This window comes from Pseudomonas sp. R9.37 (assembly GCF_963878885.1).
Lineage (GTDB): Bacteria > Pseudomonadota > Gammaproteobacteria > Pseudomonadales > Pseudomonadaceae > Aquipseudomonas.
In genome coordinates, this window is sequence record NZ_CAWNZA010000050.1 from 66,672 (window position 1) to 89,046 (window position 22,375).

General features: G+C 60.4%; 23 protein-coding genes. 7 read left to right on the top strand and 16 right to left on the bottom strand.

Annotated features, from left to right (window positions below; all coding sequences use genetic code 11):
• Positions 1-651: 651 nt before the first annotated feature.
• From AACU78_RS29000 to AACU78_RS29045, 10 genes are all read right to left on the bottom strand, one after another.
• Entirely contained in the window at positions 652-1,818 is a 1,167-nt protein-coding gene (locus AACU78_RS29000; RefSeq protein ID WP_106579034.1) for a cystathionine gamma-synthase, read from the bottom strand.
• Complete coding sequence (locus AACU78_RS29005; RefSeq protein ID WP_106579035.1) at positions 1,815-3,191, bottom strand: pyridoxal-phosphate dependent enzyme; 1,377 nt, start codon at positions 3,189-3,191, stop codon at positions 1,815-1,817. The genes AACU78_RS29000 and AACU78_RS29005 overlap by 4 nt, the downstream gene beginning before the upstream one ends.
• 143 nt (positions 3,192-3,334) lie before the next feature.
• On the bottom strand, positions 3,335-4,198 hold the full coding sequence (dapA, locus tag AACU78_RS29010) for a 4-hydroxy-tetrahydrodipicolinate synthase (protein WP_106579036.1): 864 nt from the start codon (positions 4,196-4,198) through the stop codon (positions 3,335-3,337).
• 285 nt (positions 4,199-4,483) lie between these two features.
• Entirely contained in the window at positions 4,484-5,461 is a 978-nt protein-coding gene (locus AACU78_RS29015) for an alpha/beta hydrolase (RefSeq protein ID WP_106579037.1), read from the bottom strand.
• A 214-nt stretch (positions 5,462-5,675) separates the two neighbouring features.
• The gene (locus tag AACU78_RS29020) at positions 5,676-6,158 is read right to left on the bottom strand and encodes a VOC family protein (protein WP_106579038.1); all 483 of its coding nucleotides are present in this window, start codon (positions 6,156-6,158) and stop codon (positions 5,676-5,678) included.
• A gap of 80 nt (positions 6,159-6,238) precedes the next feature.
• A complete protein-coding gene (locus tag AACU78_RS29025) occupies positions 6,239-6,700 on the bottom strand; it encodes a hypothetical protein (protein WP_106579039.1) in 462 nt (153 codons plus the stop codon).
• A gap of 110 nt (positions 6,701-6,810) precedes the next feature.
• Positions 6,811-7,848: a helix-turn-helix domain-containing protein gene (locus AACU78_RS29030; protein ID WP_237266733.1), complete on the bottom strand. Its 1,038-nt coding sequence runs from the start codon at positions 7,846-7,848 to the stop codon at positions 6,811-6,813.
• Between the two features lie 15 nt (positions 7,849-7,863).
• Positions 7,864-8,250 carry an ester cyclase gene (locus AACU78_RS29035; protein ID WP_106579041.1) on the bottom strand — a complete coding sequence of 129 codons (387 nt, stop codon included), beginning with the start codon at positions 8,248-8,250 and terminating at the stop codon, positions 7,864-7,866.
• A gap of 53 nt (positions 8,251-8,303) precedes the next feature.
• The gene (locus AACU78_RS29040) at positions 8,304-9,425 is read right to left on the bottom strand and encodes an SEL1-like repeat protein (RefSeq protein ID WP_106579042.1); all 1,122 of its coding nucleotides are present in this window, start codon (positions 9,423-9,425) and stop codon (positions 8,304-8,306) included.
• 70 nt (positions 9,426-9,495) lie between these two features.
• Complete coding sequence (locus AACU78_RS29045; protein WP_106579043.1) at positions 9,496-10,116, bottom strand: LysE family translocator; 621 nt, start codon at positions 10,114-10,116, stop codon at positions 9,496-9,498.
• Between the two features lie 266 nt (positions 10,117-10,382).
• Between AACU78_RS29045 and AACU78_RS29050 the strand changes: the two genes are divergently transcribed.
• The 3 genes from AACU78_RS29050 (at position 10,383) to AACU78_RS29060 (ending at position 12,669) form a co-directional block, all read left to right on the top strand.
• Complete coding sequence (locus tag AACU78_RS29050; protein ID WP_106579044.1) at positions 10,383-11,120, top strand: SDR family NAD(P)-dependent oxidoreductase; 738 nt, start codon at positions 10,383-10,385, stop codon at positions 11,118-11,120.
• Between the two features lie 93 nt (positions 11,121-11,213).
• Positions 11,214-12,125, top strand: coding sequence for an enoyl-CoA hydratase-related protein (locus AACU78_RS29055; protein ID WP_106579045.1), 912 nt, complete (start codon positions 11,214-11,216; stop codon positions 12,123-12,125).
• Between the two features lie 139 nt (positions 12,126-12,264).
• Positions 12,265-12,669 carry an ASCH domain-containing protein gene (locus AACU78_RS29060; protein WP_218276856.1) on the top strand — a complete coding sequence of 135 codons (405 nt, stop codon included), beginning with the start codon at positions 12,265-12,267 and terminating at the stop codon, positions 12,667-12,669.
• A gap of 263 nt (positions 12,670-12,932) precedes the next feature.
• Here AACU78_RS29060 and AACU78_RS29065 read toward each other — a convergent pair whose 3' ends face one another.
• The 3 genes from AACU78_RS29065 to AACU78_RS29075 form a co-directional block, all read right to left on the bottom strand.
• Positions 12,933-13,271: an antibiotic biosynthesis monooxygenase family protein gene (locus AACU78_RS29065; protein WP_106579046.1), complete on the bottom strand. Its 339-nt coding sequence runs from the start codon at positions 13,269-13,271 to the stop codon at positions 12,933-12,935.
• Between the two features lie 31 nt (positions 13,272-13,302).
• The gene (locus AACU78_RS29070) at positions 13,303-14,277 is read right to left on the bottom strand and encodes a zinc-dependent alcohol dehydrogenase family protein (RefSeq protein WP_106579047.1); all 975 of its coding nucleotides are present in this window, start codon (positions 14,275-14,277) and stop codon (positions 13,303-13,305) included.
• Between the two features lie 64 nt (positions 14,278-14,341).
• Positions 14,342-14,644 (bottom strand): ArsR/SmtB family transcription factor, encoded by a 303-nt coding sequence (locus tag AACU78_RS29075; RefSeq protein ID WP_106579048.1) that lies wholly within the window; start codon positions 14,642-14,644, stop codon positions 14,342-14,344.
• Positions 14,645-15,263: 619 nt separating this feature from the next.
• Between AACU78_RS29075 and AACU78_RS29080 the strand changes: the two genes are divergently transcribed.
• Positions 15,264-15,743 (top strand): DUF2867 domain-containing protein, encoded by a 480-nt coding sequence (locus tag AACU78_RS29080; protein WP_106579049.1) that lies wholly within the window; start codon positions 15,264-15,266, stop codon positions 15,741-15,743.
• Positions 15,744-15,752: 9 nt separating this feature from the next.
• Here the strand turns inward: AACU78_RS29080 and AACU78_RS29085 are convergent, their stop codons facing one another.
• Positions 15,753-15,971: a DUF4287 domain-containing protein gene (locus AACU78_RS29085; protein ID WP_106579050.1), complete on the bottom strand. Its 219-nt coding sequence runs from the start codon at positions 15,969-15,971 to the stop codon at positions 15,753-15,755.
• 180 nt (positions 15,972-16,151) lie between these two features.
• On the opposite strand from AACU78_RS29085, the gene AACU78_RS29090 reads away from it, so the two are divergent.
• The 3 genes from AACU78_RS29090 (at position 16,152) to AACU78_RS29100 (ending at position 18,263) form a co-directional block, all read left to right on the top strand.
• The gene (locus AACU78_RS29090) at positions 16,152-16,670 is read left to right on the top strand and encodes a MarR family winged helix-turn-helix transcriptional regulator (RefSeq protein WP_106579051.1); all 519 of its coding nucleotides are present in this window, start codon (positions 16,152-16,154) and stop codon (positions 16,668-16,670) included.
• Positions 16,670-17,875: an FAD-dependent monooxygenase gene (locus AACU78_RS29095; RefSeq protein ID WP_106579052.1), complete on the top strand. Its 1,206-nt coding sequence runs from the start codon at positions 16,670-16,672 to the stop codon at positions 17,873-17,875. The genes AACU78_RS29090 and AACU78_RS29095 overlap by 1 nt, the downstream gene beginning before the upstream one ends.
• A 61-nt stretch (positions 17,876-17,936) precedes the next feature.
• Positions 17,937-18,263, top strand: coding sequence for a helix-turn-helix domain-containing protein (locus AACU78_RS29100; protein WP_106579053.1), 327 nt, complete (start codon positions 17,937-17,939; stop codon positions 18,261-18,263).
• 2 nt (positions 18,264-18,265) lie between these two features.
• Here the strand turns inward: AACU78_RS29100 and AACU78_RS29105 are convergent, their stop codons facing one another.
• Both AACU78_RS29105 and AACU78_RS29110 read right to left on the bottom strand, forming a co-directional pair.
• Positions 18,266-19,759 (bottom strand): methyl-accepting chemotaxis protein, encoded by a 1,494-nt coding sequence (locus AACU78_RS29105; RefSeq protein ID WP_106579054.1) that lies wholly within the window; start codon positions 19,757-19,759, stop codon positions 18,266-18,268.
• Between the two features lie 185 nt (positions 19,760-19,944).
• Positions 19,945-22,104 (bottom strand): TonB-dependent siderophore receptor, encoded by a 2,160-nt coding sequence (locus tag AACU78_RS29110; protein WP_106579055.1) that lies wholly within the window; start codon positions 22,102-22,104, stop codon positions 19,945-19,947.
• Positions 22,105-22,375 lie beyond the last annotated feature (271 nt).

Genomic DNA, 22,375 nt, shown 5'->3' on the forward strand with positions numbered 1-22,375 from the left:
CCCCACCTTTGAGTGTGGGGGCAATCAACATCATCCAGCCCGGCGCTAAACCCCTGTGGGAGCGGGCTTGCCCGCGATGCAGACACTTCGGTGTTCAGGTGTACCGAGCTGATGCTTTCGCAGGCAAGCCAGCTCCCACCTTTGAGTGTGGGGGGCAATCAACATCATTTCAGCCCGACGCTAAACCCCTGTGGGAGCGGGCTTGCCCGCGATGCAGATACCTCGGTGTTTCAGGTGTACCGAGGTGATGCTTTCGCAGGCAAGCCAGCTCCCACCTTTGATTGTGGGGCAATCAACATCATCTGAGCCCGACGCTAAACCCCTGTGGGAGCGGGCTTGCCCGCGATGCAGACACTTCGGTGTTTCAGGTGTACCGAGCTGATGCTTTCGCAGGCAAGCCAGCTCCCACCTTTGAGTGTCGGAACAATCAACATCATTTCAGCCCCGACGCTAAACCCCTGTGGGAGCGGGCTTGCCCGCGATGCAGACACCTAGGTGTTTCAGGTGTACCGAGCTGATGCTTTCGCAGGCAAGCCAGCTCCCACCTTTGAGTGTGGGAACAATCAACATCATTTCAGCCCGACGCTAAACCCCTGTGGGAGCGGGCTTGCCCGCTCCCACAGGTAAGGCTTAATTGTTTGGGCGATTGGGTTAGATCAGGGCCAATGCCTGCGCCAGGTCGGCCCGCAGGTCCTCGACGTCTTCAACACCCACCGACAAACGCACCAAACCGTCGCCAATGCCCAGTTGCGCCCGCGTTGCTGCCGGGATGCTGGCGTGGGTCATGATCGCCGGGTGTTCGATCAGGCTTTCGACACCGCCCAGGCTCTCGGCCAAGGCAAAGATCTTCACGTTTTCCAGAAAGCGTGTGGCGCCGGCCAGGTCACTGTTCAAATCCACCGAAATCATCCCGCCAAACCCACGCATCTGCTTGCGTGCCAGTTCGTGCTGGGGATGCGAGGTCAGGCCTGGGTAATAAACCCGTGAGACTTGCGGCTGTTTTTCCAGCCAGGTGGCCAACTCCAGGGCATTGCTGCAATGGCGCTCCATGCGCAAAGCCAGGGTTTTCACGCCGCGCAGCGTCAGGAATGCATCGAACGGGCCGGCAATCGCGCCGACTGAGTTCTGCAGGAAGCCCAGGCGTTCGGCGAGCTCTGGGTTGTGGCCGACAATGGCGATGCCGCCGATCACGTCGGAGTGGCCGTTGAGGTATTTGGTGGTGGAGTGCACCACGATGTCGAACCCCAGCTCCAGCGGGCGCTGGATCCATGGGCTGGCAAAGGTGTTGTCGGCTACGCAGATGATGCCGCGGTCGCGGCAGATTCGCGCGATTGCACTCAGGTCAGTGAGGCTGAGCAGCGGATTGCTCGGGGTCTCGACCCAGACCATGCGAGTGTCGTCCTGCAACGACGCCTCGAACGCCTGCAAGTCGCTCAAGTCGACAAAGCTGAACCGGTGCCCGGCGCTGCGCTGGCGCACCTTGTCGAACAGGCGGAAGGTGCCGCCGTACAGGTCGTTGCCGGAGACGATGTGCGCGCCGGCATCGAGCAGTTCCAGCACGGTGGAAATCGCCGCCAGCCCGGAGGCAAAGGCAAACGCCTGGCTGCCGCCTTCAAGGTCGGCCACGCAGCGTTCCAGGGCAAAGCGCGTGGGATTGTGGGAACGACCATAATCAAAGCCCTTGTGCACGCCGGGGCTGTCTTGCAGATACGTGGAGTTGGCATAGATCGGCGGCATCAGCGCTCCCGTGGTCGGGTCGGGTGATTGCCCGGCGTGGATCACGCGGGTGGCAAAGGCGCTTTTATCGGGATGACTCATGCAAGGGATCTCCGTAGGTGATTAAGCAGGTCGACGCGGGTGATCAGGCCATAAAAACCTGAAGCGTCAGCAATGATGGCAACCAGGCCGCGATCAAGTTCCGCCTGCAGTTCGGCCAGGCTGGCACTCGGGGCCAGGGTTTGCAAGGTGTCGGTCATGGCGCTGGCAACGATCATGGAAAAGTCGGCGGCGTCATGGTGCAACCCCAGCAGGATGTCGGACTCGTCGATCACGCCAACCAGCTCGCGGCCTTCGACCAGCACCGGCAGTTGCGAGACATCGGCCAGGCGCATGCGCTGGAAGGCCGTGAGCAGGGTATCGTCGGGGCTCACGCTGATCACGCGGCCGTCTTCGAAGCGGCGGGCGATCAGGTCGCGCAGGTCGCCGTAGTGTTTGTACTGGAGCAGGCCCGCGTCGTTCATCCATTGGTCGTTGTAGACCTTGGACAGGTACCGCGTGCCAGTGTCGCAGACGAAGGTGACCACGCGTTTGGGTTCGGTCTGCTCGCGGCAATAACGCAGCGCAGCAGCGAGCAGGGTGCCGGTTGACGAGCCGCCGAGAATGCCTTCGGCCTTGAGCAGTTGGCGGGCGTGGTCGAAGCTTTCTTCATCGCTGATGGAATAGGCGTGGCGCACGCTGGAGAGGTCGGCGATCGAGGGGATGAAGTCTTCGCCGATGCCTTCCACGGCCCATGACCCCGGCGCTTCCATCCTGCCGCTGCGGCTGTATTCAGCCATCACCGAACCCACCGGATCCGCCAGCACCATGGCCAATTCCGGCTGTACGCGTTTGAAGAAACGCGTCAGGCCGGTGAGGGTGCCGGCCGAGCCGACGCCCACCACGATCGCATCCACGTCGTGCTGGGTTTGCGCCCAGATTTCCGGCGCGGTGCTGGTTTCGTGAGCCAGCGGGTTGGCCGGGTTGTTGAACTGGTCGGCAAAAAATGAACCGGGAATGTCCTTGGCCAGGCGCGCAGCCACGTCCTGGTAATACTCGGGATGGCCCTTGCCGACGTCGGAGCGGGTGATATGCACCTCGGCACCCATGGCCTTCAAGTGCAGGACTTTTTCGGTGGACATCTTGTCGGGTACCACCAGCACCACGCGGTAGCCCTTGGCCCGGCCGACCAGCGCAAGCCCCAGGCCGGTGTTGCCGGCGGTGGCTTCGATGATGGTGCCGCCGGGGCGCAGGCGGCCGTCGCGTTCGGCGGCGTCAATCATGGCCAGGCCGATGCGGTCTTTGATGGAACCACCGGGGTTTTGGCATTCAAGCTTGAGGAACAGCGTGCACAGGCCGGTATCAAATCGGCTGACCTTGACCAGCGGCGTGTTGCCGATCAATTCGAGTACGGCGGGGCGGGAAAGCGTGGGCATGTCGTCACCTGGTACGGAAGAGGCGTAGGGGGAGGGACAGCAAAAATGCAAAGCATGGCTTGGAACATAGGCCGGGATCGCGCCGGTCGCAACCGGGCGGTCCGTTGGATGTCTTTTTTTGGCGCATGAGCGCGTGTTGACGCTTAAACGCCGCGCATCGAAACCTGCTGCAACCGCTCTATAACGCCAGTGCTGGCTGTTTGCATCGGCGCGCGCAGCTCACTGGCGATCAAGCCTTGCATCGCCAGCGCCGCCTTTACCGGCGCGGGGTTGGGCTCCATGAACAGGGTGTTGATCAGGGGCATCAACCTGAAAAAAGTCGCCCTGGCCTCGCTGATCTGGTTGTCGCGTACCTGCTGGTACAGCGCCACAAAGTCTTCGGTGTGCACATGGGCCGAGGCTGCAATCGCACCACTGGCGCCCAGGCACAGCGCGTTGAAGATTTGAAGATCCTCGCCACACAACACCTCCACGTCGCCGCTGGCGAGCAGCGCCAAGGTAGTCGCCAGGTTGCCGCCGCAGTCTTTGATCGCGACGATTCGTGTGTGCTTGACGATGTTCAGCAAAGTGGCCTGTTCGAAGGTCACGCCGGTACGGTAGGGAATGTCATAGAGAATGACCGGCACACTGGAGGCGTCGGCCACCGTGCGGAAAAACGCTTCGAGGCCGGCCTGGGAGGGGCGGATATAGCTGGGCGCCGGCACCAGCAAGCCGGCCACCGCGCGTTTGAGGATTTCGCTCTGGAACTGCAGTAGTTCACGCTGGTTGTTGCCTGCCAGGCCCATCACCACGCGCTGCGCCGGCATGAGTTGCAGCACCGCATCCAGCACGGCCAGTTGTTCCTCGCGGCTCAGTGACGCCGCTTCTCCGGTGGTGGTGCAGACCATGATGCCGGCGACGTGCTTTTCCAGCAGGTGGCTGACCAGCCGGCGCAGGCCGATGAAGTCGATGGCGCCGTCGTGAAACGGCGTGACCACGGGAACCCAGATACCTTGAAACGATGACATGCACTTTCTCCTGATGGTTGACCGCTGGAGTCACCGTCAGAAGGGCAGAGGGGGATTGTGCAAAGGGAGGGAGGTCCGTCGCGCTCAATGTCCTGTCAGCTCATCTGACGGGACAGCGCGCCCCGGTCACATGAGCGACTGTTTCTTCGATTTGAGGGCGTGCGCCACGCAACCTTGCGCCTTGGCAATCAAGCCAATGGCACAAAGGTTAACGAAAGACGATGCAGACATGCGCTGACACACCCTAAATAAGGCCTCCATCTTCAGCGGATGTGACGGAATGTGTCAACCCCGCTTTAACTGCTCACGGACAAATTCTGCGACCTCGTTGGCCAGCTCCGCGTCTTCCGGCGCGCCCATGAAACCGCCGTGCGGCATGGCTTCAAACACATGCAGCTGCGCCGTTACCCGCGCCTGGCGCAAGGCGCGGTGCAGGCGCACGGTGTTGGACAGAAACAGATCACGGGTGCCGCTTTGCAGAAAAGTTGGTGGGAAACCCTGGGTGAAATCGCCAAACAGCGGTGACAGGTACGGGTGAGACAAGTCCGCACCGTTGGCATACAACAGATTGACGTTCATCAACGGGTTGGGCAGCACCACGTCGACGGTGCGGTTGACCTGGAAGCTGTCGCCGGATTCGGTGAGGTCGACTTCCGGCGACAGCAACACCAGCGCAGCGGGCAATGGCAAACCTTCGTCACGCGCACGCAACACCAGGGCCGCCGCAAGGTTGCCGCCCGCTGAGCGGCCACCGATCACGATCTGTTGCGGCGCGTGATGCTTGAGAACGTGCCGATAGACAGCCAGGCAGTCATCCAGCGCTGCGGGGTAGGGATGGCCGGGTGGCATGCGGTAGTCCACGCCATAGCAGATCACGTCGTGCAGATCGGCTTGCCTGCCGGCCGCGAGGCGGCAGTTTTCGCCGCCGCCGAACACCAGCGCGCCGCCGTGCAGGTCGATGTAGGCAAAAGGCGTGGCAGACGCTGGTGTGGCGACATGCACGCTGGCGTTTTCAACCCTGAGGGTGTGCAGGCTGGCCCGCAGCGACGCCGCTTGCGCCGCGTTGGCGCTGGCGTAGTTCTGAGCCACGGCAGCCTGCAGACGGCGCCAGCCGTCATGGTCCTCGGGCGCGGGCATCGCGTGCAGCGCGTTGAGGGGCACACCGTCAGCCCCGACCAGGCGTTGCAGTGTGGCCTGGGCTTGAGGGCTGATTGATTGCGGCACTGGGATCGTGCGAGGGTCAAGTTTGACGCCGTGGTTCATGGGCTTGCAGCTCGCATTCGACGACTTTGGGGGGGCAGGATGCCAGAACGTGGGCCGGTGTGGCGAGCGGGCTTGCCCCGCGTTGGGCGGCGCAGCAGGCCCAGAACCTGCTGATGGGATCTGTCAGTTATACCGGGGCGTTTGAATTGGGAGCGCTTCGCACTCCAACGCGGGGCAAGCCCGCTCGCCACAATAAGCCCGTTTGCTACACGAGTCAGCGCCCGGCCACTGCAGCCTCAATGGCGGCCACATCGATTTTGGTCATGGTCATCATCGCGTCAAAGGCGCGCTTGGCGATCACCGGGTCGGGGTGGGTCACTGCGTCGGTCAACACGCGCGGAGATATCTGCCACGACAGCCCCCACTTGTCCTTGCACCAGCCGCATGCGCTGGCCTGGCCACCGTTATCGATGATTGCGTGCCAATAACGGTCGGTTTCGGCTTGATCGTCCGTCGCCACCTGGAAGGAGAACGCCTCTGTGTGTGGGAATGCCGGGCCGCCATTCAGCCCCAGGCATGGAATGGCCAGGACGGTGAACTCGACGGTCAACACGTCGCCTTGCTTGCCTGCCGGGTAGTCGCCTGGGGCGTGATGCACGGCCTTGACGGCGCTGTCCGGAAAGAGGGAGGCATAGAAGGTCGCGGCTTCCAGGGCGGTGCCGTTGTACCAGAGGCACAGGGTATTTTTGTGGGTCATTTCAGGGCTCCACGTATCAAGGGTGCGTGGAGTTTAGATGAGGGCTGAAGCGAGCCCGGCAGAACTGCCGGGCGGTGCTGTTACAGAATGCTGTAGTCCCTGACCACGCCATTGTTGAGGTGGATGTTCAGGCGGCGGCTCTGTTGCTGCGGTGCAAGGTTGTCGATGGCTGTGCGCCGGGTGTCGAGGGCGTTGTCGTAGGTATTGCCGGGGATACGGTTGGAGACCAGCCCGAGCAAGTGGCGCATGGATGCGTTCTGGGTGGTGGAGGGCGCGTAGTTCCAGGTTTCGGTGCCGTCGGATGAAATCGACTGATCCTGCGGTTCGCCATACAGGGCTTTGAGCTGTTGGGAGGTGGTCTTGCCAGAAATGATGTGCGTCCTGACATACGTGGTGTCGAACAGCGAAATATCCGGCCCGGCTTTGCCCTGGATACCCGGCAATGACAGGTTGTTCAAGCTGCTGAGGCCGTTGACGCCATTGGCGCAACCCGTCAGCAAGAGGGCGGTGGCAAGCGTTGCGATAACAGTACGACGGGCCATGATTTTCTCCGTTTAGTCAGGGCTTTAGAACGTCGGCCAATGATAAAACGGTGAAAAACACGCGGAGAAAATCTTCCTGTCCCCGCGTCTCAATGACTTGCCTGGGTGTCTCAGACCGCCTTCATCTGCCCCAGGATGTTGCGTAACGAGAACCCGGTGTGGCGGCTCACGCGTTCCGGTGCCTGGGCCGCGGCGCTCAACTCCCGGGCCTCGCGCGGCGAATAGCCAAAGGCTTGCTTGAAGGTGCGGCTGAAGTGCGCATCACTCTTGAACCCGAACTGGAAGGCCAGCCCCGACACCCGCTGCCGCGCGCCGGAATCACTCTGGATAATCACCCGCGCGCGGTTCAACCGGCGCTGCTGGATATACGCCGCCACGCCGGACTCCTGGCTGAACACTCGATACAGTTGCGCCCGCGAAATACCCAGGTGTTTGCACAGGAAAGCCGGGGACAATTCCGGGCTGCGCAGGTGCTGTTCAATCAAGCGACGGGCGCGGTTGAGCAGGGTGTGGTCGATCGCTTGCTCGGCGGTTTGCAGGTTGGCCACTGTCGGCGCCAGGGCTGCCGATATCATGGCCAGCGTCGCCTGTTGGGCGTGCGGGATTTCCTCGGGTGTCAGGCGCGGCAGGCGCTGTTGCAACGCGCGCATATGGTCTGCGAGCAGCTCGCTCAAGCCGCCCTGCAGCACTTGGCCATGCACGTCTTTGTAGCCGAGGCTTTGCGCCAGCAAGTCGCGAGGAATGGTGAGGATCACGGTATCGCCAGCCGTGATCAGGCAATCGAGTTCACGGGCCAGGTCCAGGATGTAGATCTGCGAGTTACCCGCCGCCAGTGTTGTGCGGCCTGCCGTGCCATTAATCGTGTGAGACAGGCCGAGGCAGAGGTAGTAGTGGTCGAGGCTGTCACGGCGAATCATGTGTGTGGAACGCTTGACCCGATACGGCACCGGCTCGCCGGCACCGTCCCAGGCACCGCAGCCCATCAATAACGAACCCAGGTAACCGGTGGCCAGGCGGTAATTGAAGGCGGCGGATTCAGGCTCGCTGATGGTGATATCGAAGATCGCATTCACTTCTTCACGCCACACTTCAAAGCGTTGGCGCGGCGGGTAGGGTTGAGTGGTAAAGGTGAAAAGCGGGTTCTCCACAAGCGGCTCCATCCATTAAAGCTGTTGTTTGATCGCCGCCTTATCGATCACGGACCAGACGTGCGCGATCTTCCCGTCGACGAATTCGTAGAATACGTTCTCATCGAAGGTCACCGTCTTGCCGTTGATCGGCAAGCCGAAAAATTCACCTGTGGGCGTGACGTGGAAGTTCAACCGGCTGGCGACGGTGGGCGGGTCCGCGACCAGCAGTTGGATGCGGAACACCAGGTCGGGGATCTCGCGAAAGTCCCGCTCCAGCATCGCGCGGTAGCCGGCAAGGCCGACGGGGGTGGCGTTGTAGGTCACCTGCGGGTGCACGAAATCGCCGAGGCGCTCCCAGCCCTGGCGGTTGAGGCAGTCGATATACCCTCGGTAAAGGTCGGCGAGCTGGTTGCGGGTCATGGCGTGTTCTCCTTTTTGAAAAAAGCACTCATCGACTTTGCCCTTGTGTGAGTCTACGGCGCGCTGGTTATATCACCCCGCAATTGCCCAAGCCCTTGCGGGGTTGAATAGAGGGCTTCCAGCGCCGCGACGTCGGCCAGTTGTTCTGCGGACAAGGCTTTTTCCTCATGCTCAAGCTGGCCGCGTAAATCGTCCTCGTACTCGGACAGCTTTTGATTCAGCGCCACGCGCACGAGACCGCATGCCCTGAGCTTGTTAGGTTCAAAGCCCTTTCCCGTATCCACATGCTCGGCGAGGGTCGCTGTTGCGTAAGCGTACCCTTGTGTCGCGGCCTTGAGCAGCCATCGGTTCGCCGTTGGATAGTCTGCCGGCACTGCACCGCTGCTGCTGTACAGATAGCCAAGCATGTACTGCGCTTTGGCCCGGCCCGCGTCGCCAGCGCGGGTATACCACCCAATGGCGGCGGGTACGTCTTTGGGGGTGCCGATGCCATTCAGGTTGGCCATCCCAAGCCATTCGTACGCCTCGCTATTGCCTGACTGGGCGGCCTGGGTCAGCAGCTGGATGCCTTGCTGAGGGTTTTTCGGCGTGCCTACGCCCGTGAAATAAAAGGTCGCCAACAGCGTTTGGCCCTCAGCATCGCCTCGCGCACTGGCTTTGCGCGCCCAGTAGAATGCCTTGCGGTCGCTTTGCTCAACGCCAATGCCTCTGAAATAGGCGTCGGCAAGCCGTTGCTGGGCGCGGGCATGACCTTGCTGCGCAGCCTTGCGATACCACACCGCGGCTTGAGCGCTATCGCGCGGCATTTCCACGCCGCCATAGTTTGCATCCCCCAAAAAAAACTGGGCTTCAGAGTTGCCTTTCTCGGCTGATAGCGTGATCCACTCCAGGCCCTTGCGGTGATCAACGGCTACACCGCGCCCGAAAAAGTAAAAAAAGCCGGTTTTGAACTGTGCGAAGGTCTCGCCTTTTTCCGCCGCGCGCAAATACCACTCTGCGGCCTTGACCGGGTTTTTATCGACGATGATGCCTTCGTCGTAGAAGGCGCCCATCAACAGTGTGGGGCTGTGGGGGCTGCGCCACAGACTGATCGCCAAGGCGACTAAGCAATAGGCCAGCAGGCCAAAGCACAGTAAAGCGAGGGGTAGGGCAAAGCGGCGCAATGTCGAATCCATTCGTGAGGTGCAGGTGGGCAGTGTAGCGGCGCTTGCGAGCGATGGCATCACTCGCTGTTTCGCAGCGACCTCAAGCGCGACGCGCCATCAACAGCACCGTCGCCGCTGCCGACAACAACCCCGCGCAGCATCGATTGAAAATCCGTTTACCGCGTGGCTCGGCAAACCAGCGACGCATGTGCAGGCCCATGTAGGCATAGGCGCTGATGGCGATCCATTCCAGCACCAGGAACATCGCGCCCAGCAGCGCAAATTGTGGCGTGATCGGCTGGCCTGGCACCACGAACTGCGGCAGGAAGGCCGTGAAGATCAAGATAGCCTTCGGGTTGCCCGCTGCCACCAGAAACTCCTGACGCGCCAACGCCCACAAACCCACCTTGGCCGTCGCCGATTCAGCCTCTGCCTGCGGATTAGCCCGCCACAACTGAAACGCCAGATAAAACAGATACGCCGCGCCCAGAATCTTGATCGCGTAAAACAACAACTCCGAGGTTTGCAGCACCACCGCCAGGCCTGCCGAGGCGAGGGCGATCATGCCGGCGAAGGCCAGCAAGCGGCCAACACCGGCGAGGCAAGACGTGCGATAGCCGTAGCAGGTGGCGTTGCTGACCGACAGCAAGTTATTCGGGCCTGGCGCCATGTTCAGGGCGAAGCAGGCGGGGAGGAAGAGGGCGAGCGTGGCAAGGTCCATGGCGGCTCCGGGTTGGGCGGGGAGCGTTGAGGATAAGGGCAGTTGAGCTGGCTGGACAATCTGCGCGTTGCAGCGAAGGGGGCAAGCGGGCCGATCTATACCAGTAACCAGCATTCCATTCCGGCATAAATGTTAGTCCCGGTTGCCGTCTACAGGGGGTTCATTGCCTCCTTCAATCTTCCCGCTGTGGCGCCAGCTTGGCGCCTCGCCGGGTCGTTCCCACATGGGCGGGCGGCGCAATGCAAGCCAGATTGAAGGTACGCCACATGAGCAAAAAACTTGAAGGCAAGGTCGCGGTTGTCACGGGTGCCAGCGCCGGAATCGGCCTCGGTATCGCCAAGGCGTTTGCCAATGAAGGCGCTCGCGTGTTCATCACGGGCCGGCGTCAACCTGAGCTCGACCGCGCGGTCGCTGAGATTGGCCACGGTGCGGTGGGCATTCAAGGCGATGCGGGCAAGCTTGCCGACCTGGACGCGCTGTACGCGCGCATCAAGGAAAAAGCCGGGCGCATTGATGTACTGGCGTTGAACGCGGGTTTCTATGAGTTCATGAAGCTCGGCGAGATTACCGAGGAGCATTTCGACAAGACCTACAATGCGAACGTCAAGGGCCTGCTGTTCGGCCTGCAGAAAGCGCTGCCGCTTCTGGGAACAGGTGCATCGGTAATATTCACCGGTTCAATCGCCGCTTCCATCGGCATCCCCAGTATGTCCGTCTATTCATCGACCAAGGCGGCCGTCCGCAACCTGGCGCGCGGTTTCATACTGGACACCAAGGAACTGGGCATCCGCATCAACGTATTGAGCCCCGGCCATACGCTTACCCCAGGACTGCAGTCGCTGATTCCCGAGGCTGCGCGTGCCGGCCTTGTTGGCAGCATCCCGCTGTCCCGCTTGGGAAGCCCGGAAGACTTGGGCAAGGCGGCTGTATTTCTCGCCTCTGATGACAGTGCCTACGTTACCGGCATCGAGCTTGATGTCGATGGCGGTGTCTCGCAGTACTGAACTGAAAACTTGAGTACCGAGTGGGGACGGCCGCGTTATCTGATTGGCGCGGCAAACCCATTCGCACAGCCAACTTCGCCAAAGGATGTATCGATGCAAAGAGTATTGCGCAAGATCATCATGTTCTCAGCATTGTCCTTGTTCGCCGGCGTTGTAAGTGCGCAATCTGGCGACGACGTCAAAACACGCCCCGACGACGTCACCCTGGTCGATATTCCGACCAGTGCCGCTCACAAAATTACCGTCGAGCGACGTGGCAAGATTGTATTGATTGGTATCAACCGACCCGATATCCAGAACAGGCTTGATCCGCAAGCGTACCTGGCCCTCGCCAAGGCGTATTACGACTACGACCATGATCCTTCACTGCGTGCCGCTGTGTTGTTCGGGCACGGCGACAATTTCTCGCAGGGCCTTGACGTTGAGGGCTTCAAGGCGGTTGCCAGCTCGGGCGGACTTACGCTCGGTGCGGGGCTGATCGACCCGCTCGGCAAGAAAATGCCCTATCTCACCAAGCCTCTGATCGTGGCGGTTCACGGCGACACTTGGAACATTGCGCATGAGCTGTTTCTTGTCGGCGACATACGGGTTGCGGCGAACAACACTGACTTCGGACAGGATGAAAACACCCATGGTCGGTTCCCGGGCGGTGGATCGACAGTACGATTCGTGCGCGAAGCCGGCTGGGCCAATGCCATGCGCTACATTCTGACGGGCGATCATTGGACCGCCCGTGAAGCCTATCGCATGGGCACGGTGCAGGAGATCCCTGACCCACAGTCAGCCCTCGACAAAGCGATCGAGTTGGCAAACAGGATCGCCGCCAATGGCCCCTTAGGGATCAAGGCATCGCTGGCCTCTGCGCATCGCGTCATCGACCCGGTGCAGGCCGGCGCTCTGTCGGAATTGGATGCGCAACGCGCAACGCTGTATAAGTCAAACGACTTCCAGGAGGGGCGCAAGGCAGAGGCTGAAGGGCGATTACCTGTCTATCACGGCAATTAAAACTGTCGCCCAGGGCGCGACCTGCTGAGCGGGTCGCGCCATTACCGGCGGCGGTGTAACCGATTAAGGGGCCGGGCTAATCATTCGCGAATGGGTGCTGACGCTGCAGTCAACGATAAGGTTTAAACGAATGATGCGCATGATTGACGATTTAAAGATCAGGTACCCCAAAGCCAGTGCATGGGCATTTGGGGATACTCCAGAGATGGCAGATGAGCTGGCTGAACGTGTAGCTAAAGGCATTAAAACAGCGTCATGTTGCTCACTTTCATCATTCAACCATCAAGATGATTCGTCAGCGATTGGTGGTTACAGCATCATCCTCAACAGTCAGGGCGAGCCGGTATGTGTCATCAGGCTTGTTTCGCTGCGTATCATTCGTTACTGCGACGTGAATGAAGCGTTTGCAAGAAAGGAAGGCGAAGGGGATCTCAGCCTCGGGTATTGGGCGCAGGGTCATAAAGCTTTTTTTCAACGGGAGGGCTCGTTCGACGCGGCGATGGAGCTTGTGGCAGAAGAATTCGAGTTGGTGGAAGTGGTGTAAAGCACAACGTTATCCCGCCAACGGTTTTTAGCGTGCTGGCAACGGGTTGTTTTTTCAGTGGCAATGTTCGCTTTGGGCCGACAACAGCCGTTCAGGAAACTGCACCTCAACTACTCCAGGCTGCCCGCGAGCACCAGAAAGGCTGGCCGTACCAACGCCCTTAATTACACCGGAAGGCGTCGAGCGATGCGTGCGTTGAGGCCGCAATGGCGACAACGCACGTGGATCATTTCACCGCTGACAATCAACACCAGGCAAGGCGCTTAAAACCACGAACTACTCGGGGCATCGGCGTTGCCCATATGCCTGACAAAGGCTGCGCCTTCGATATGGTAAACCGTTGGTTCGTCGGCGAAATAGGTCTCCAACCCCTGCATAAACACCCGATGGTCCTCACTCGCCTCGAACCCTGGCGTGTGATCTTCAAGTGATGCCCACTTCACGATCAAGTTGAACACCTGCGGCGTTTCAATGCCTTGTGCGAGCAGGTGCCCGCAATAGCCCTTCGCTCGACACAGCAACGGCTCGACCTGGGTAAATGCGCGCCTGAACGCTTCAACCTGTTCTGTGTAAACCGGGAGCTGGGCGATTTCATAAATCATGGTGTTCCTCCAAAAATGAGTTCAACGGTGCTCACGCGATGAGCGATGGTACGACGGCAATCGCGACTTTTCCTTGAACACCGTTGTGGCGGCTTTCCAGCCGAGCATGGGCCAACGCGATGTCGGCCAACGAATAAACCGCGCCCACGTGGGGCCGCAGCTGACCACGCGCCACTAATGCGCTCAGCTCGTCCAGCTTGCCGCGATGTTGTCGGGTGAACACAAAGTGATAGGCCGCGTTTTTGCCCCAGGCCTGAACCAGGTTTTGCGGCTGCGTGATGTCCACGATCGAGACCACGCGGCCCCGTTGTGCGAGCGCGTCGGGGCTGCGTGACAAGGTGTCGCCGCCGAGGGTGTCGAACACCACATCGACGCCGCGGCCCGCCGTTTCGCGCAGGATGGCCTCCACGTAATCCTCGCTTTCGTAGTCGATGATCACGTCAGCGCCCATGCTTCGCGCAAACTCAATGTTGGCCGCGCGCACGGTGGTGAACACCCTTGCGCCAATAGCTTTGGCCAGCTGGATTGCCACGTGGCCGACGCCGCCCGCGCCACCGTGTATCAGCACGCTTTCGCCAACCCTGAGCGCCGCGCGTTCGGCGAGTGCTTCCCACGCAGTGCCGCCGACCAGGCTGAGGCTGGCGGCTTCGAGGTGGCTGAGCGAGGCAGGCTTTTTGCCGATGATGCTTTCGGCGGCCACGTGGTACTCGGCGTAGCTGCCGGGGCCGTCGAATATTTGTGGGGTGTACCAGACTTCGTCGCCTGGGGCGAAGGCGGTCACACCTGGCCCGATGGCTTCGACAACGCCAGACACGTCGTGGCCGGTAATGGCTGGCAGTGTCACCGCGTCGGCGTAGTCACCCCGTCGCACCTGGTAATCCAGTGGGTTGATGGCGGTGGCGTGTACGCGCACCAAAACGTGCCCCGTATGGGGCACGGGCTTGGGCACGTCGCAGAGTTCGAACGCCTCGGGCCCGCCAAAGGATTTAAGAATCATCGCTTTCATTGCATTACCTCGTTTCGGCAAAAAGGGATATCGGGAAATGTCGATATAACGCCATAAAAAAAACCTAGAGTTCTTTCCCCAGGATCTCCGTCAGCGCGCTGATGTTGGCTTCGTTACGTTTGTAGTAGGTCCACTGGCCGATACGGCGGATTTCAACCAGGCCTGCGCGGTGCAGGGTCGCCAAGTAGTCAGACACGGTCGACTGAGAGAGGCCGACGCCTTCCTGGATGCTGCTGACGCAGACGCCCACGGTATGAACGTCTCCCTCGTCTTGGGCGGGGAAGTTTTTTTCGGGATCTTTCAAACCTTGCAGGATATCGAGTCGCGTGCGGTTTGAGAGGGCTTTGAATATGTCGAGTAGGTCCATGCGCCCGATAGTATCGGGATTTACCGATATGTCAATGTGCGAGTCAGCCGCCTAGGTTTGAGCTGAGGGCTGCCGCCAGCGGATGAGAAGGCTTGCGAACGATCACATCAAAACGGGCCCGTTGAGCAGGCCGGAAGGAGTTGTGCTGGATGTCTGCGACTCACAAAGCAGCGTTATTTCCAAGCCCTCGCACATCGCGCGAATGGCTTGCTCGGTGTGGAAGGTCGTGTGCGTACGCGTCGCCCAGCTAGGCGTGCGCCAAACCGATGCCCGACGAACACGCCGCCGGGCACCAAGGCAAGCAGCACCTGATCCCAGAGCCGCGGGAACCCTGCAGGGCGACAAAAAGGCAGGGCCAGCCCGGCAGGGATAACGCCTCCTTATAAGTCATGCGGCAGGCGCTGCCAGCTCAGGAAGGCGATGGCAGCGCATTCTTGCGCCCACATTCTTCAAGGCCATTTCGCGCTTTACTTGAGCGCAGGCGCAAAATAATCTCTGCCCGCAAGCGGCGTCCTGCCGTTTTCAGGCACAGTCAGGCGCGTCACATTTATTGGACGAATTGCGGTGAGGCTTGCGGTTGAGCACATTCAACCGCGGCCACCTTTCAAGGAGAAACTGTTTGGCGAGCACCGATATTGTTCACACACTGCGCCTGCCGGGCGACCTGGATTATTACGATCGCAGGTCGATCCTGCTGCCGGTCGATGTCACCGCGCTTGAAGCCTGGAATATCATGACGGCCGAACCGGGACCATTCCTGCGCATGGCGTTTGGGATCAGGGACGCCATTTGCGCATTGTTTGGTGTGAAACGTATTGGCGGGTTTTCCGGCACGCGGCGAGAGCGTGTGCAGGTCGGCGAGCGGCTGGACTTCTTTTTGGTGGAGCACAGCGCTCCCGACGTACTGGTGCTGACCGAGCGCGACCGGCATCTGGATGTGATGATCTGCCTGTCGATCAGCGATCGTGTGTTCACGATCACCTCATCGGCGGTCATTCATAACGCCTTTGGCCGCTTTTATAGGGTGCCGGTCGGTCAGGTGCACAAGCTGATCGTCAACCGTGACCTGAAGCGACTCAAACGCAGCCTTGAAGGGTAGGGCGGCGGCTCAGTCGCCTTTTTCCATCGCCGCGTAATACGCCACCAGCGCATTGGCGTGGCCATGGCCCATGCCGTGTTCGGTTTTAAGCCACGCGACCCTTTCCATGTGCTTCTGGGCATTGACGGTTTTGAGCAGGTCCAGCCAATGGCTGATGGGCTGCCCATAGTTTTTTTCAATGGCGGGGAAGTACGACGCCGGCCCGCTTGTTGTTGTGTCGTCGGTCATGCTGCACGCTCCCTTTGGTGCCCACGGTCAGCGAGGGGGTTCTCGCCTGAACTCAGGCTAGTAAAACGTGAGGGATTTCGCCTGCCCATGGATACCCGTTCGACATTTTTGGAAGATAGCTAAGCAAGTTAGCTATATGCTAATGTGGCTGCCACGTCGCGATCCAGAGCAGCCAAACGCATGAAACCATCCGCATCTGTCCCCATCCCCGACCACGACCCACGTGGCCTGCAGATCGCCAGTGATGCTGTTGCGCAGCAGCTGCAACAGATCGCCATCCTGACGCGCAAAGCCGCCAGCCATCTTGCCGATTCTTTGTCCATCAACCAGACCGACATGGCGGCGCTGGAGCACTTGATCACGGACGGCCCGTTGCCACCGACCGAGCTTGCCTCGCGCCTGTCGGTGACGACTGCCGGCATCACTCAAGTCATCGACCGCCTGGAGCGTGCCGGCCATGTGATTCGTGAGCGCCAGCTTGATGACAAGCGCCGCGTGATGGTGTGTCCGGTTCCCGCCTCGGTGACCCTGGCTTATCAGCACATTGCGCCAATGCTCAGCGGCCTGAACGCCGTGCTGGCGGCGCTTGGGGGCCAGGAGCGCGCGGTGGTCGAGGCGTTTCTTGGCCAAGTGATAGAGGTTTACCGCAGCACGTTGCCGGGCAGCAGCGCCGCTTCAAATCCACAGCAGGAGGCCTGATGAAACCCCAAAAGATTCTTGTCACCGGCGCCAGTGTCGCCGGCCCGGCGCTGGCGTATTGGCTGTCCCGGCAGGGCATGCACGTCACAGTGGTGGAAAGGGCACCGGCTTTTCGCGATGGTGGGCAGACGATCGACGTGCGGGGTGCGGGCCGTGTTGTGGTGCAGCGCATGGGCCTGGAGGAACTGATTCGGGCCAATACAACCCACGAACAAGGCATTACCTTCGTTGACCGCCACAACCGGACGAAGGCCTTCATCGGCGTGAACGACTTTGACGGCGAAGGGCCGATCGCTGAACTGGAGATTCTGCGTGGCGAACTCGCCAAGCTGTTGATCCAGCACAGCGAGGACCGGGTCACGTACCGGTTTGGCGACAGCATTGAAACCCTGCACGACGATGGCCAGCAGGTGCATGTGCGCTTTGCGCAGGGGGCCGAGCAGGTTTTCGACCTGGTGATTGTGGCAGAAGGAATTGGCTCTACCACGCGCAATCACGTGTTCGGCAGCGAAGTCCAGCGCCGCCCGCTGGACGTATACACCGCCTATTTCACCCTGCCGCGTGAGCCAAGCGACGGCCAGATCATGCGCTGGTACAACATTCCCGGCGGGCGCTGTGTGTGTTTACGCCCAGACAACCTGGGCACAACGCGGGCGTTTTTGTCGTTTCAGCAAGCACCCAACGGCTACGAAAAACTCGCGCCAGACGCGCAGAAATCCTTGCTCAAGCAACGCTTTGCCGACGCCGGTTGGGAGACGCCCCGCGTATTGGCGGGGCTGGATGACACAACCGACCTTTACCTGGAAGCGGTAGGTCAGGTCAAAATGCCCCGTTGGTCCAAGGGCCGTATTGCACTGGTGGGCGACGCAGCCTATTGCGCCTCGCCCATCAGTGGCATGGGCACCAGCCTGGGCCTGTGCGGGGCGTATGTGTTGGCCGGCGAGCTGGGGCGCCATGCAGATCACACCCAAGCGTTCGCCGCCTATGAAACCCTGATGCGGCCCTACGTGGCTCAGGCGCAAGGCGTGCCCAAATTTGCACCGCGGTTGGCGTCACCTCATTCGCGCGTTGCAATAGCGCTCGGCCACGCCGTATTGCGGCTGGCGACAGCGCCTGTTTTTAAAAAGCTGCTTGGCAAGTTTCTTTCCCCCAAGGCTGACGCCATTGACCTGCCGGACTATGCCCTGAAACGTCAATTCAAATGAATGACCTTCTTTGAGGTGTATAGGCGTATGGTGGTTTATACCCTCAGTTCAGGCATTCAACATGGACGGCAATTTAGGCGGGCGCTTAAAGGAAGAGCGCAAAAGGCTTTTACTCTCCCAGCACGATTTTGGTGTGATAGGGGGCGTGGCCGAAAACGCACAAGGCCACTATGAAAGGGGCGAGAGATTACCCAAATCGGATTATCTGATGGCTATCCGTCGCAAAGGGGTCGATGTGCTTTATGTGCTGAGCGGTGAGCGTTCGCACATGAGCGCGGATGACCTTACTGTGGAAGAAACTGAAGTCGTCAATCAGTACCGCACGCTGCACGAGGCGGATCAGGGCGCGATTGCTCAGATCACCTCCTCATTGTCCCGAGACGCATGACTTCATTGATGAAACCTGCGCCCCAAGGCATCCAGGCGCACGGCAATCGGCGGTAACCGTTCACTGCTGCGCGCCAGCGTCTCCACATCATCCGCGGTGCTTTGCGCAATGCTTTGCACCGCCTGCAAGCGCCCGACAATCTCCAGGTTGGCCGTGGACTGCTCGCGCGTGGTGCTCACAATTCGCCCATTCAGTGCGTCGATGCGCGCGATATCGGCGCCCACCGCTTGCAGCATCTGTACCGCCAACTGGCTGTCTTGTACGCAACGCTCTACGCCTTGCTGGCTGTCATGCATCGCCTCGACGGCCTGACGGCTGCCGTGTTGCAAGCCTTCGATGATCTGTTTGATTTCCTGAGTGGACACCGCCGTGCGCTGGGCCAGGCTGCGCACTTCATCGGCGACCACGGCAAACCCTCGGCCTTGCTCGCCGGCGCGCGCGGCTTCGATGGCGGCGTTGAGGGCGAGCAGGTTGGTCTGGTTGGCGATGCTGCTGATCACTTCGAGCACCGAGCCGATCTGCTCGGCCTGCACCGCGAGGTCTTGCACGGTTGAGTGGGTGCCGTGAATGCGTAGAGCCAGTTGGCTGATTTCATGCTGCGCGCGGCCGACGCTTTCCTGGCCGCGTACGATTTGTTGGCTGGCTTGGCCTGCGTGCTCGACAGCCTGTTCAACGTGCACGGTGATGTGGCCCATGGCGTCTTCCATGCGCTGCATCGAGCCGGTCATCTGGGTGATTTCTGCCAACTGATGGCGTGCGCCTTTTTCCAGGGTGCCGCTGGCACTGGCCAGTTCCTGGCCGAGTTGGCCAAGGCCTTGGGAGTCGCGGGCCACACCGTCGATCAGGTGGGTGATTTGCTGCAGGAAGTGGTCAAAGCGCTTGGCCAGGGAGACGTGCACCTTGCCTTCACCTTGGGCGGTTTCGACGGTGAGCTGGGTGGTCACGGCGAGCATTTTCTCGAGCATTTCCTGGCTTTCGACCGCCTCACGCTGGCTGTGAATGGCCAGGTAGAGCAGGGCGACGGTCTCCATCACCACATAGAAAGCGTGGACGAACACCATGCTCCAGCCGCCGTGGTGTTCCATCACAAACACCGGAAAGCCTTGATGTTGCAAGGCATGAAAGACCACGTGATGCACGGCGATCGTTGCCGCCGCGACCAGGATTGGCAGCCAGTCGCGGTAGAACGTCAGCACCGCCAGCAACGCGAAAATGCCGAAGTGTGATTCGATCACGCCTTGCGCCTGGTTGATGTGCAGGGCAGCCATTACCATCAGGCCGGCGCCCAGCAGGCAGCGCATCAAGCGTGTCCCGCCGAGGGCGCGATAGAGCACCGTCAGCACCACACTGGTGCCTGCGCCTACGGTCAGTGCCTGCAGCCAAGTGTCGTGCCAGAACGCCAGCCCGAGTGAGAACAGAAACATCAGCCAGACCAACGCCAGCATGATGCGATCGGCCTTGCGGTAGTGCTCCAGAAAACGCGGGCGGGTGGGCATTCACTCTTACTCCATGTGATCGACGGGTAACAGGCAAGCATGCGGCGTGCCACGACGGGCCGCCGGTGGAGTGAAGCAGGTATTCGTGTGCTTTTTGATTCAGGGATGCCAAAACCTTATCGGCATCCCTGAACGGGACTTTAAAAAATGGCTATCCGAACGGATAGCCGACGCTGCGATAACGATCAGAAGGTGTACTTGGCGGTCAGCATCATGTTACGCGGGTTGCCGTAAGCATCACCGCCGTAGCTCACCGAATTGGCGATGGTGGAGTAGTAGCGCCGATCGAAGATGTTGTTGGCGTTGAGCTGCAGGTCCAGGTGCTGGTTGACCTGGTAGCCGGCCATCAGGTCGGTGATGGCATAGCTGCCCTGTTTAAGCCGATATTTGCTGCCGTCCGCGAGGTCAAGGTCGTTGTACATGCGGCTCTGCCAGGAGACGTTGCCGCCCACACGGAATTTTTCCAGCGGGCCCTGCAGGTTGTAGCGTGTAGTCAGTTTGAACAGCTGTTCTGGCGTGTCGGTGTCGAACTGCTTGTTGACCTTCTGCGGGTTGGCCTCATCCTTGATGGTGTGCGTACGGGCGTAGGTGTAGCCACCGCCGACCTGCCAATTCTCGGTTAACGCGCCTTGCAGTTCGACGTCGATGCCCTCGCTGCGAATTTCGCCGGAGGCTTCGTTGCAGGAGGCCTGCGGGCAGTTTGGCACGAACACTTGCACCGCCCGGTTCTCCTGATCGACGCGGAACAGCGCCAGGCTCGCGTTCAGCGCGCCGCCAAGGTATTCGCCCTTGATGCCGACTTCGTAGTTCTTGCCGACAATCGGCTTGACCGGCTTACCGGACGTGTCCTTGTCACTCTGCGGCGTGAAGATGTCGCTGTAGCTGACGTAGACCGAGTGATGGTCGTCCAGCTCGTAAATCAAACCTGCGTAGCGGGTGAGGTTGCGGGTGACGTGATAGTCGCCGTCGCCGTCACGGTTGTCATAGTCATACCAGTCCAGGCGCCCGCCGAGGATCAGTTTCAACGGGTCGGCGAGGCTCAGGCGCGTGGTGACGTAGACGCCATCCTGAGTGGTGACTTCGCGCTGGTTGTCGGTGTGGACGAAGTCTGGCTTGCCCGCGGTGAGTGGCCAGTTGGTGTCGTACGGACTGTAGCTGTGGGTGGTCAGGTCATAGATGCGCTTGCTGGCGCCCACCACCAGTTCATGGGTACGCCCGAACGCCTGGAAAGGGCCGCTGGCAAAGGCGTCGATGCCGGCCTGGTTTTCATCGTAGGCCGCCTGGTAGACCGTGCGGGCCGGGGTATTGTTGACCCAGCGCGACTGGTAGGAGCCTGAAAACAACGCGTTCTGTTCGGCGTAGTTGGCGTTGACTTGAAGGCTCCAGTCGTTGGCCAGGCGCTGACGCAGCTCGGCGAACACCGTGTTGATTTCCTGGTCCTTGTTCTCCCAGCGAGTACCGGGGTTGTAGGAGCGCGGCAGGTCCAGATGATGGCCGTCCTGACCGACCATCGCCGATCCCCAGAAGTAGTTGGTCTTGTCCTTCTGGTTGGAGAAACCCAGGGTCAGGGTGGTGTCTTCGCTCAGATCCGCTTCGGTGACGGCGTAGAACAGGCCGTGATCTTCCTGGACTTTATCGATGAAACTGTTGGCATCACCGTAAGAAGTGACCACCCGGCCGCGCAATGTGCCGCTGTCGTTGAGCGGGCTGGATGCGTCCAGCTCGCCACGGTAATTGTCCCAACTACCGGCGGCGCCGGTGAGGGTGACTTTTTGCTCGTCCAACGGCCGCTTGCGGATCAGGTTGATGGCCGCTGAAGGGTTGCCGGCCCCGGTGACCAGGCCTGTTGCGCCGCGCACTACCTCGACGCGGTCGAACATGGCCAGGTTCGGCTGGGCGCCGACTGTGGCCCCGTTGTAGCCGCTGGGAATGCCGTCATACATCAGGTTGTCGATGTCGAAACCGCGCGAGGTGTACGACTGCCGGCCAGGCCCGTTGGAGGAGTTCAGGAACAACCCGGGCGTGGCCTTGACCACGTCGTTGATGCTGGTCATCGCCTGGTCATCCATGCGCTGTCGCGTGATGACGGTAACGGCCTGTGGGGTTTCGCGCATCGTGAGTGGAAGTTTGGTCGCCGTTGCCATCGAGCCGGTGGTGTAGGACGGACTGCCTTCGGTGGTCGCACCGAGTTGCTGCTCGGTGTTGATCTGCGTCGCGCCCAACTCGACGACGTCTGCTGCCTGCTGCGTGTCGGCGGCGAAGGCCGCTTGTGAGCTGGCAATGCAGATGGCCATCGCGATCAAATTGCGTGAAAAACCTTTACCGCCATGTTGTTGCACAGACATGAAACCGACTCTCCCGGAAGTGCCGTCCCTAGCGAATAATAAAGATGATGATAATTATTCGCATCAGTGTGTCAGATTGGATCCGAGCAAAAAAGCCTTTGACGTTAAATGCTTAACAAATTTTTCACATCGTTGATGCAGCCTTATCGCTAGCTCGGGCGACTGCAGGTAGTCACTATCCGGCGCAGAACCCCGGCAGATGGGACGCTATAGTTGTTTTTACACAGCGTTACGTTTAAACATGCGGGTTAATTCCTAACCGGCAAGTCAA

Coding starts and splice junctions, on each gene's coding strand:
- AACU78_RS29000 (WP_106579034.1), bottom strand. CDS start 1,818: ATGAGTCATCCCGATAAAAGCGCCTTTGCCACCCGCGTGATCCACGCC.
- AACU78_RS29005 (WP_106579035.1), bottom strand. CDS start 3,191: ATGCCCACGCTTTCCCGCCCCGCCGTACTCGAATTGATCGGCAACACG.
- dapA (WP_106579036.1), bottom strand. CDS start 4,198: ATGTCATCGTTTCAAGGTATCTGGGTTCCCGTGGTCACGCCGTTTCAC.
- AACU78_RS29015 (WP_106579037.1), bottom strand. CDS start 5,461: ATGAACCACGGCGTCAAACTTGACCCTCGCACGATCCCAGTGCCGCAA.
- AACU78_RS29020 (WP_106579038.1), bottom strand. CDS start 6,158: ATGACCCACAAAAATACCCTGTGCCTCTGGTACAACGGCACCGCCCTG.
- AACU78_RS29025 (WP_106579039.1), bottom strand. CDS start 6,700: ATGGCCCGTCGTACTGTTATCGCAACGCTTGCCACCGCCCTCTTGCTG.
- AACU78_RS29035 (WP_106579041.1), bottom strand. CDS start 8,250: ATGACCCGCAACCAGCTCGCCGACCTTTACCGAGGGTATATCGACTGC.
- AACU78_RS29040 (WP_106579042.1), bottom strand. CDS start 9,425: ATGGATTCGACATTGCGCCGCTTTGCCCTACCCCTCGCTTTACTGTGC.
- AACU78_RS29045 (WP_106579043.1), bottom strand. CDS start 10,116: ATGGACCTTGCCACGCTCGCCCTCTTCCTCCCCGCCTGCTTCGCCCTG.
- AACU78_RS29050 (WP_106579044.1), top strand. CDS start 10,383: ATGAGCAAAAAACTTGAAGGCAAGGTCGCGGTTGTCACGGGTGCCAGC.
- AACU78_RS29055 (WP_106579045.1), top strand. CDS start 11,214: ATGCAAAGAGTATTGCGCAAGATCATCATGTTCTCAGCATTGTCCTTG.
- AACU78_RS29060 (WP_218276856.1), top strand. CDS start 12,265: ATGATTGACGATTTAAAGATCAGGTACCCCAAAGCCAGTGCATGGGCA.
- AACU78_RS29065 (WP_106579046.1), bottom strand. CDS start 13,271: ATGATTTATGAAATCGCCCAGCTCCCGGTTTACACAGAACAGGTTGAA.
- AACU78_RS29070 (WP_106579047.1), bottom strand. CDS start 14,277: ATGAAAGCGATGATTCTTAAATCCTTTGGCGGGCCCGAGGCGTTCGAA.
- AACU78_RS29075 (WP_106579048.1), bottom strand. CDS start 14,644: ATGGACCTACTCGACATATTCAAAGCCCTCTCAAACCGCACGCGACTC.
- AACU78_RS29085 (WP_106579050.1), bottom strand. CDS start 15,971: ATGACCGACGACACAACAACAAGCGGGCCGGCGTCGTACTTCCCCGCC.
- AACU78_RS29090 (WP_106579051.1), top strand. CDS start 16,152: ATGAAACCATCCGCATCTGTCCCCATCCCCGACCACGACCCACGTGGC.
- AACU78_RS29095 (WP_106579052.1), top strand. CDS start 16,670: ATGAAACCCCAAAAGATTCTTGTCACCGGCGCCAGTGTCGCCGGCCCG.
- AACU78_RS29100 (WP_106579053.1), top strand. CDS start 17,937: ATGGACGGCAATTTAGGCGGGCGCTTAAAGGAAGAGCGCAAAAGGCTT.
- AACU78_RS29105 (WP_106579054.1), bottom strand. CDS start 19,759: ATGCCCACCCGCCCGCGTTTTCTGGAGCACTACCGCAAGGCCGATCGC.
- AACU78_RS29110 (WP_106579055.1), bottom strand. CDS start 22,104: ATGTCTGTGCAACAACATGGCGGTAAAGGTTTTTCACGCAATTTGATC.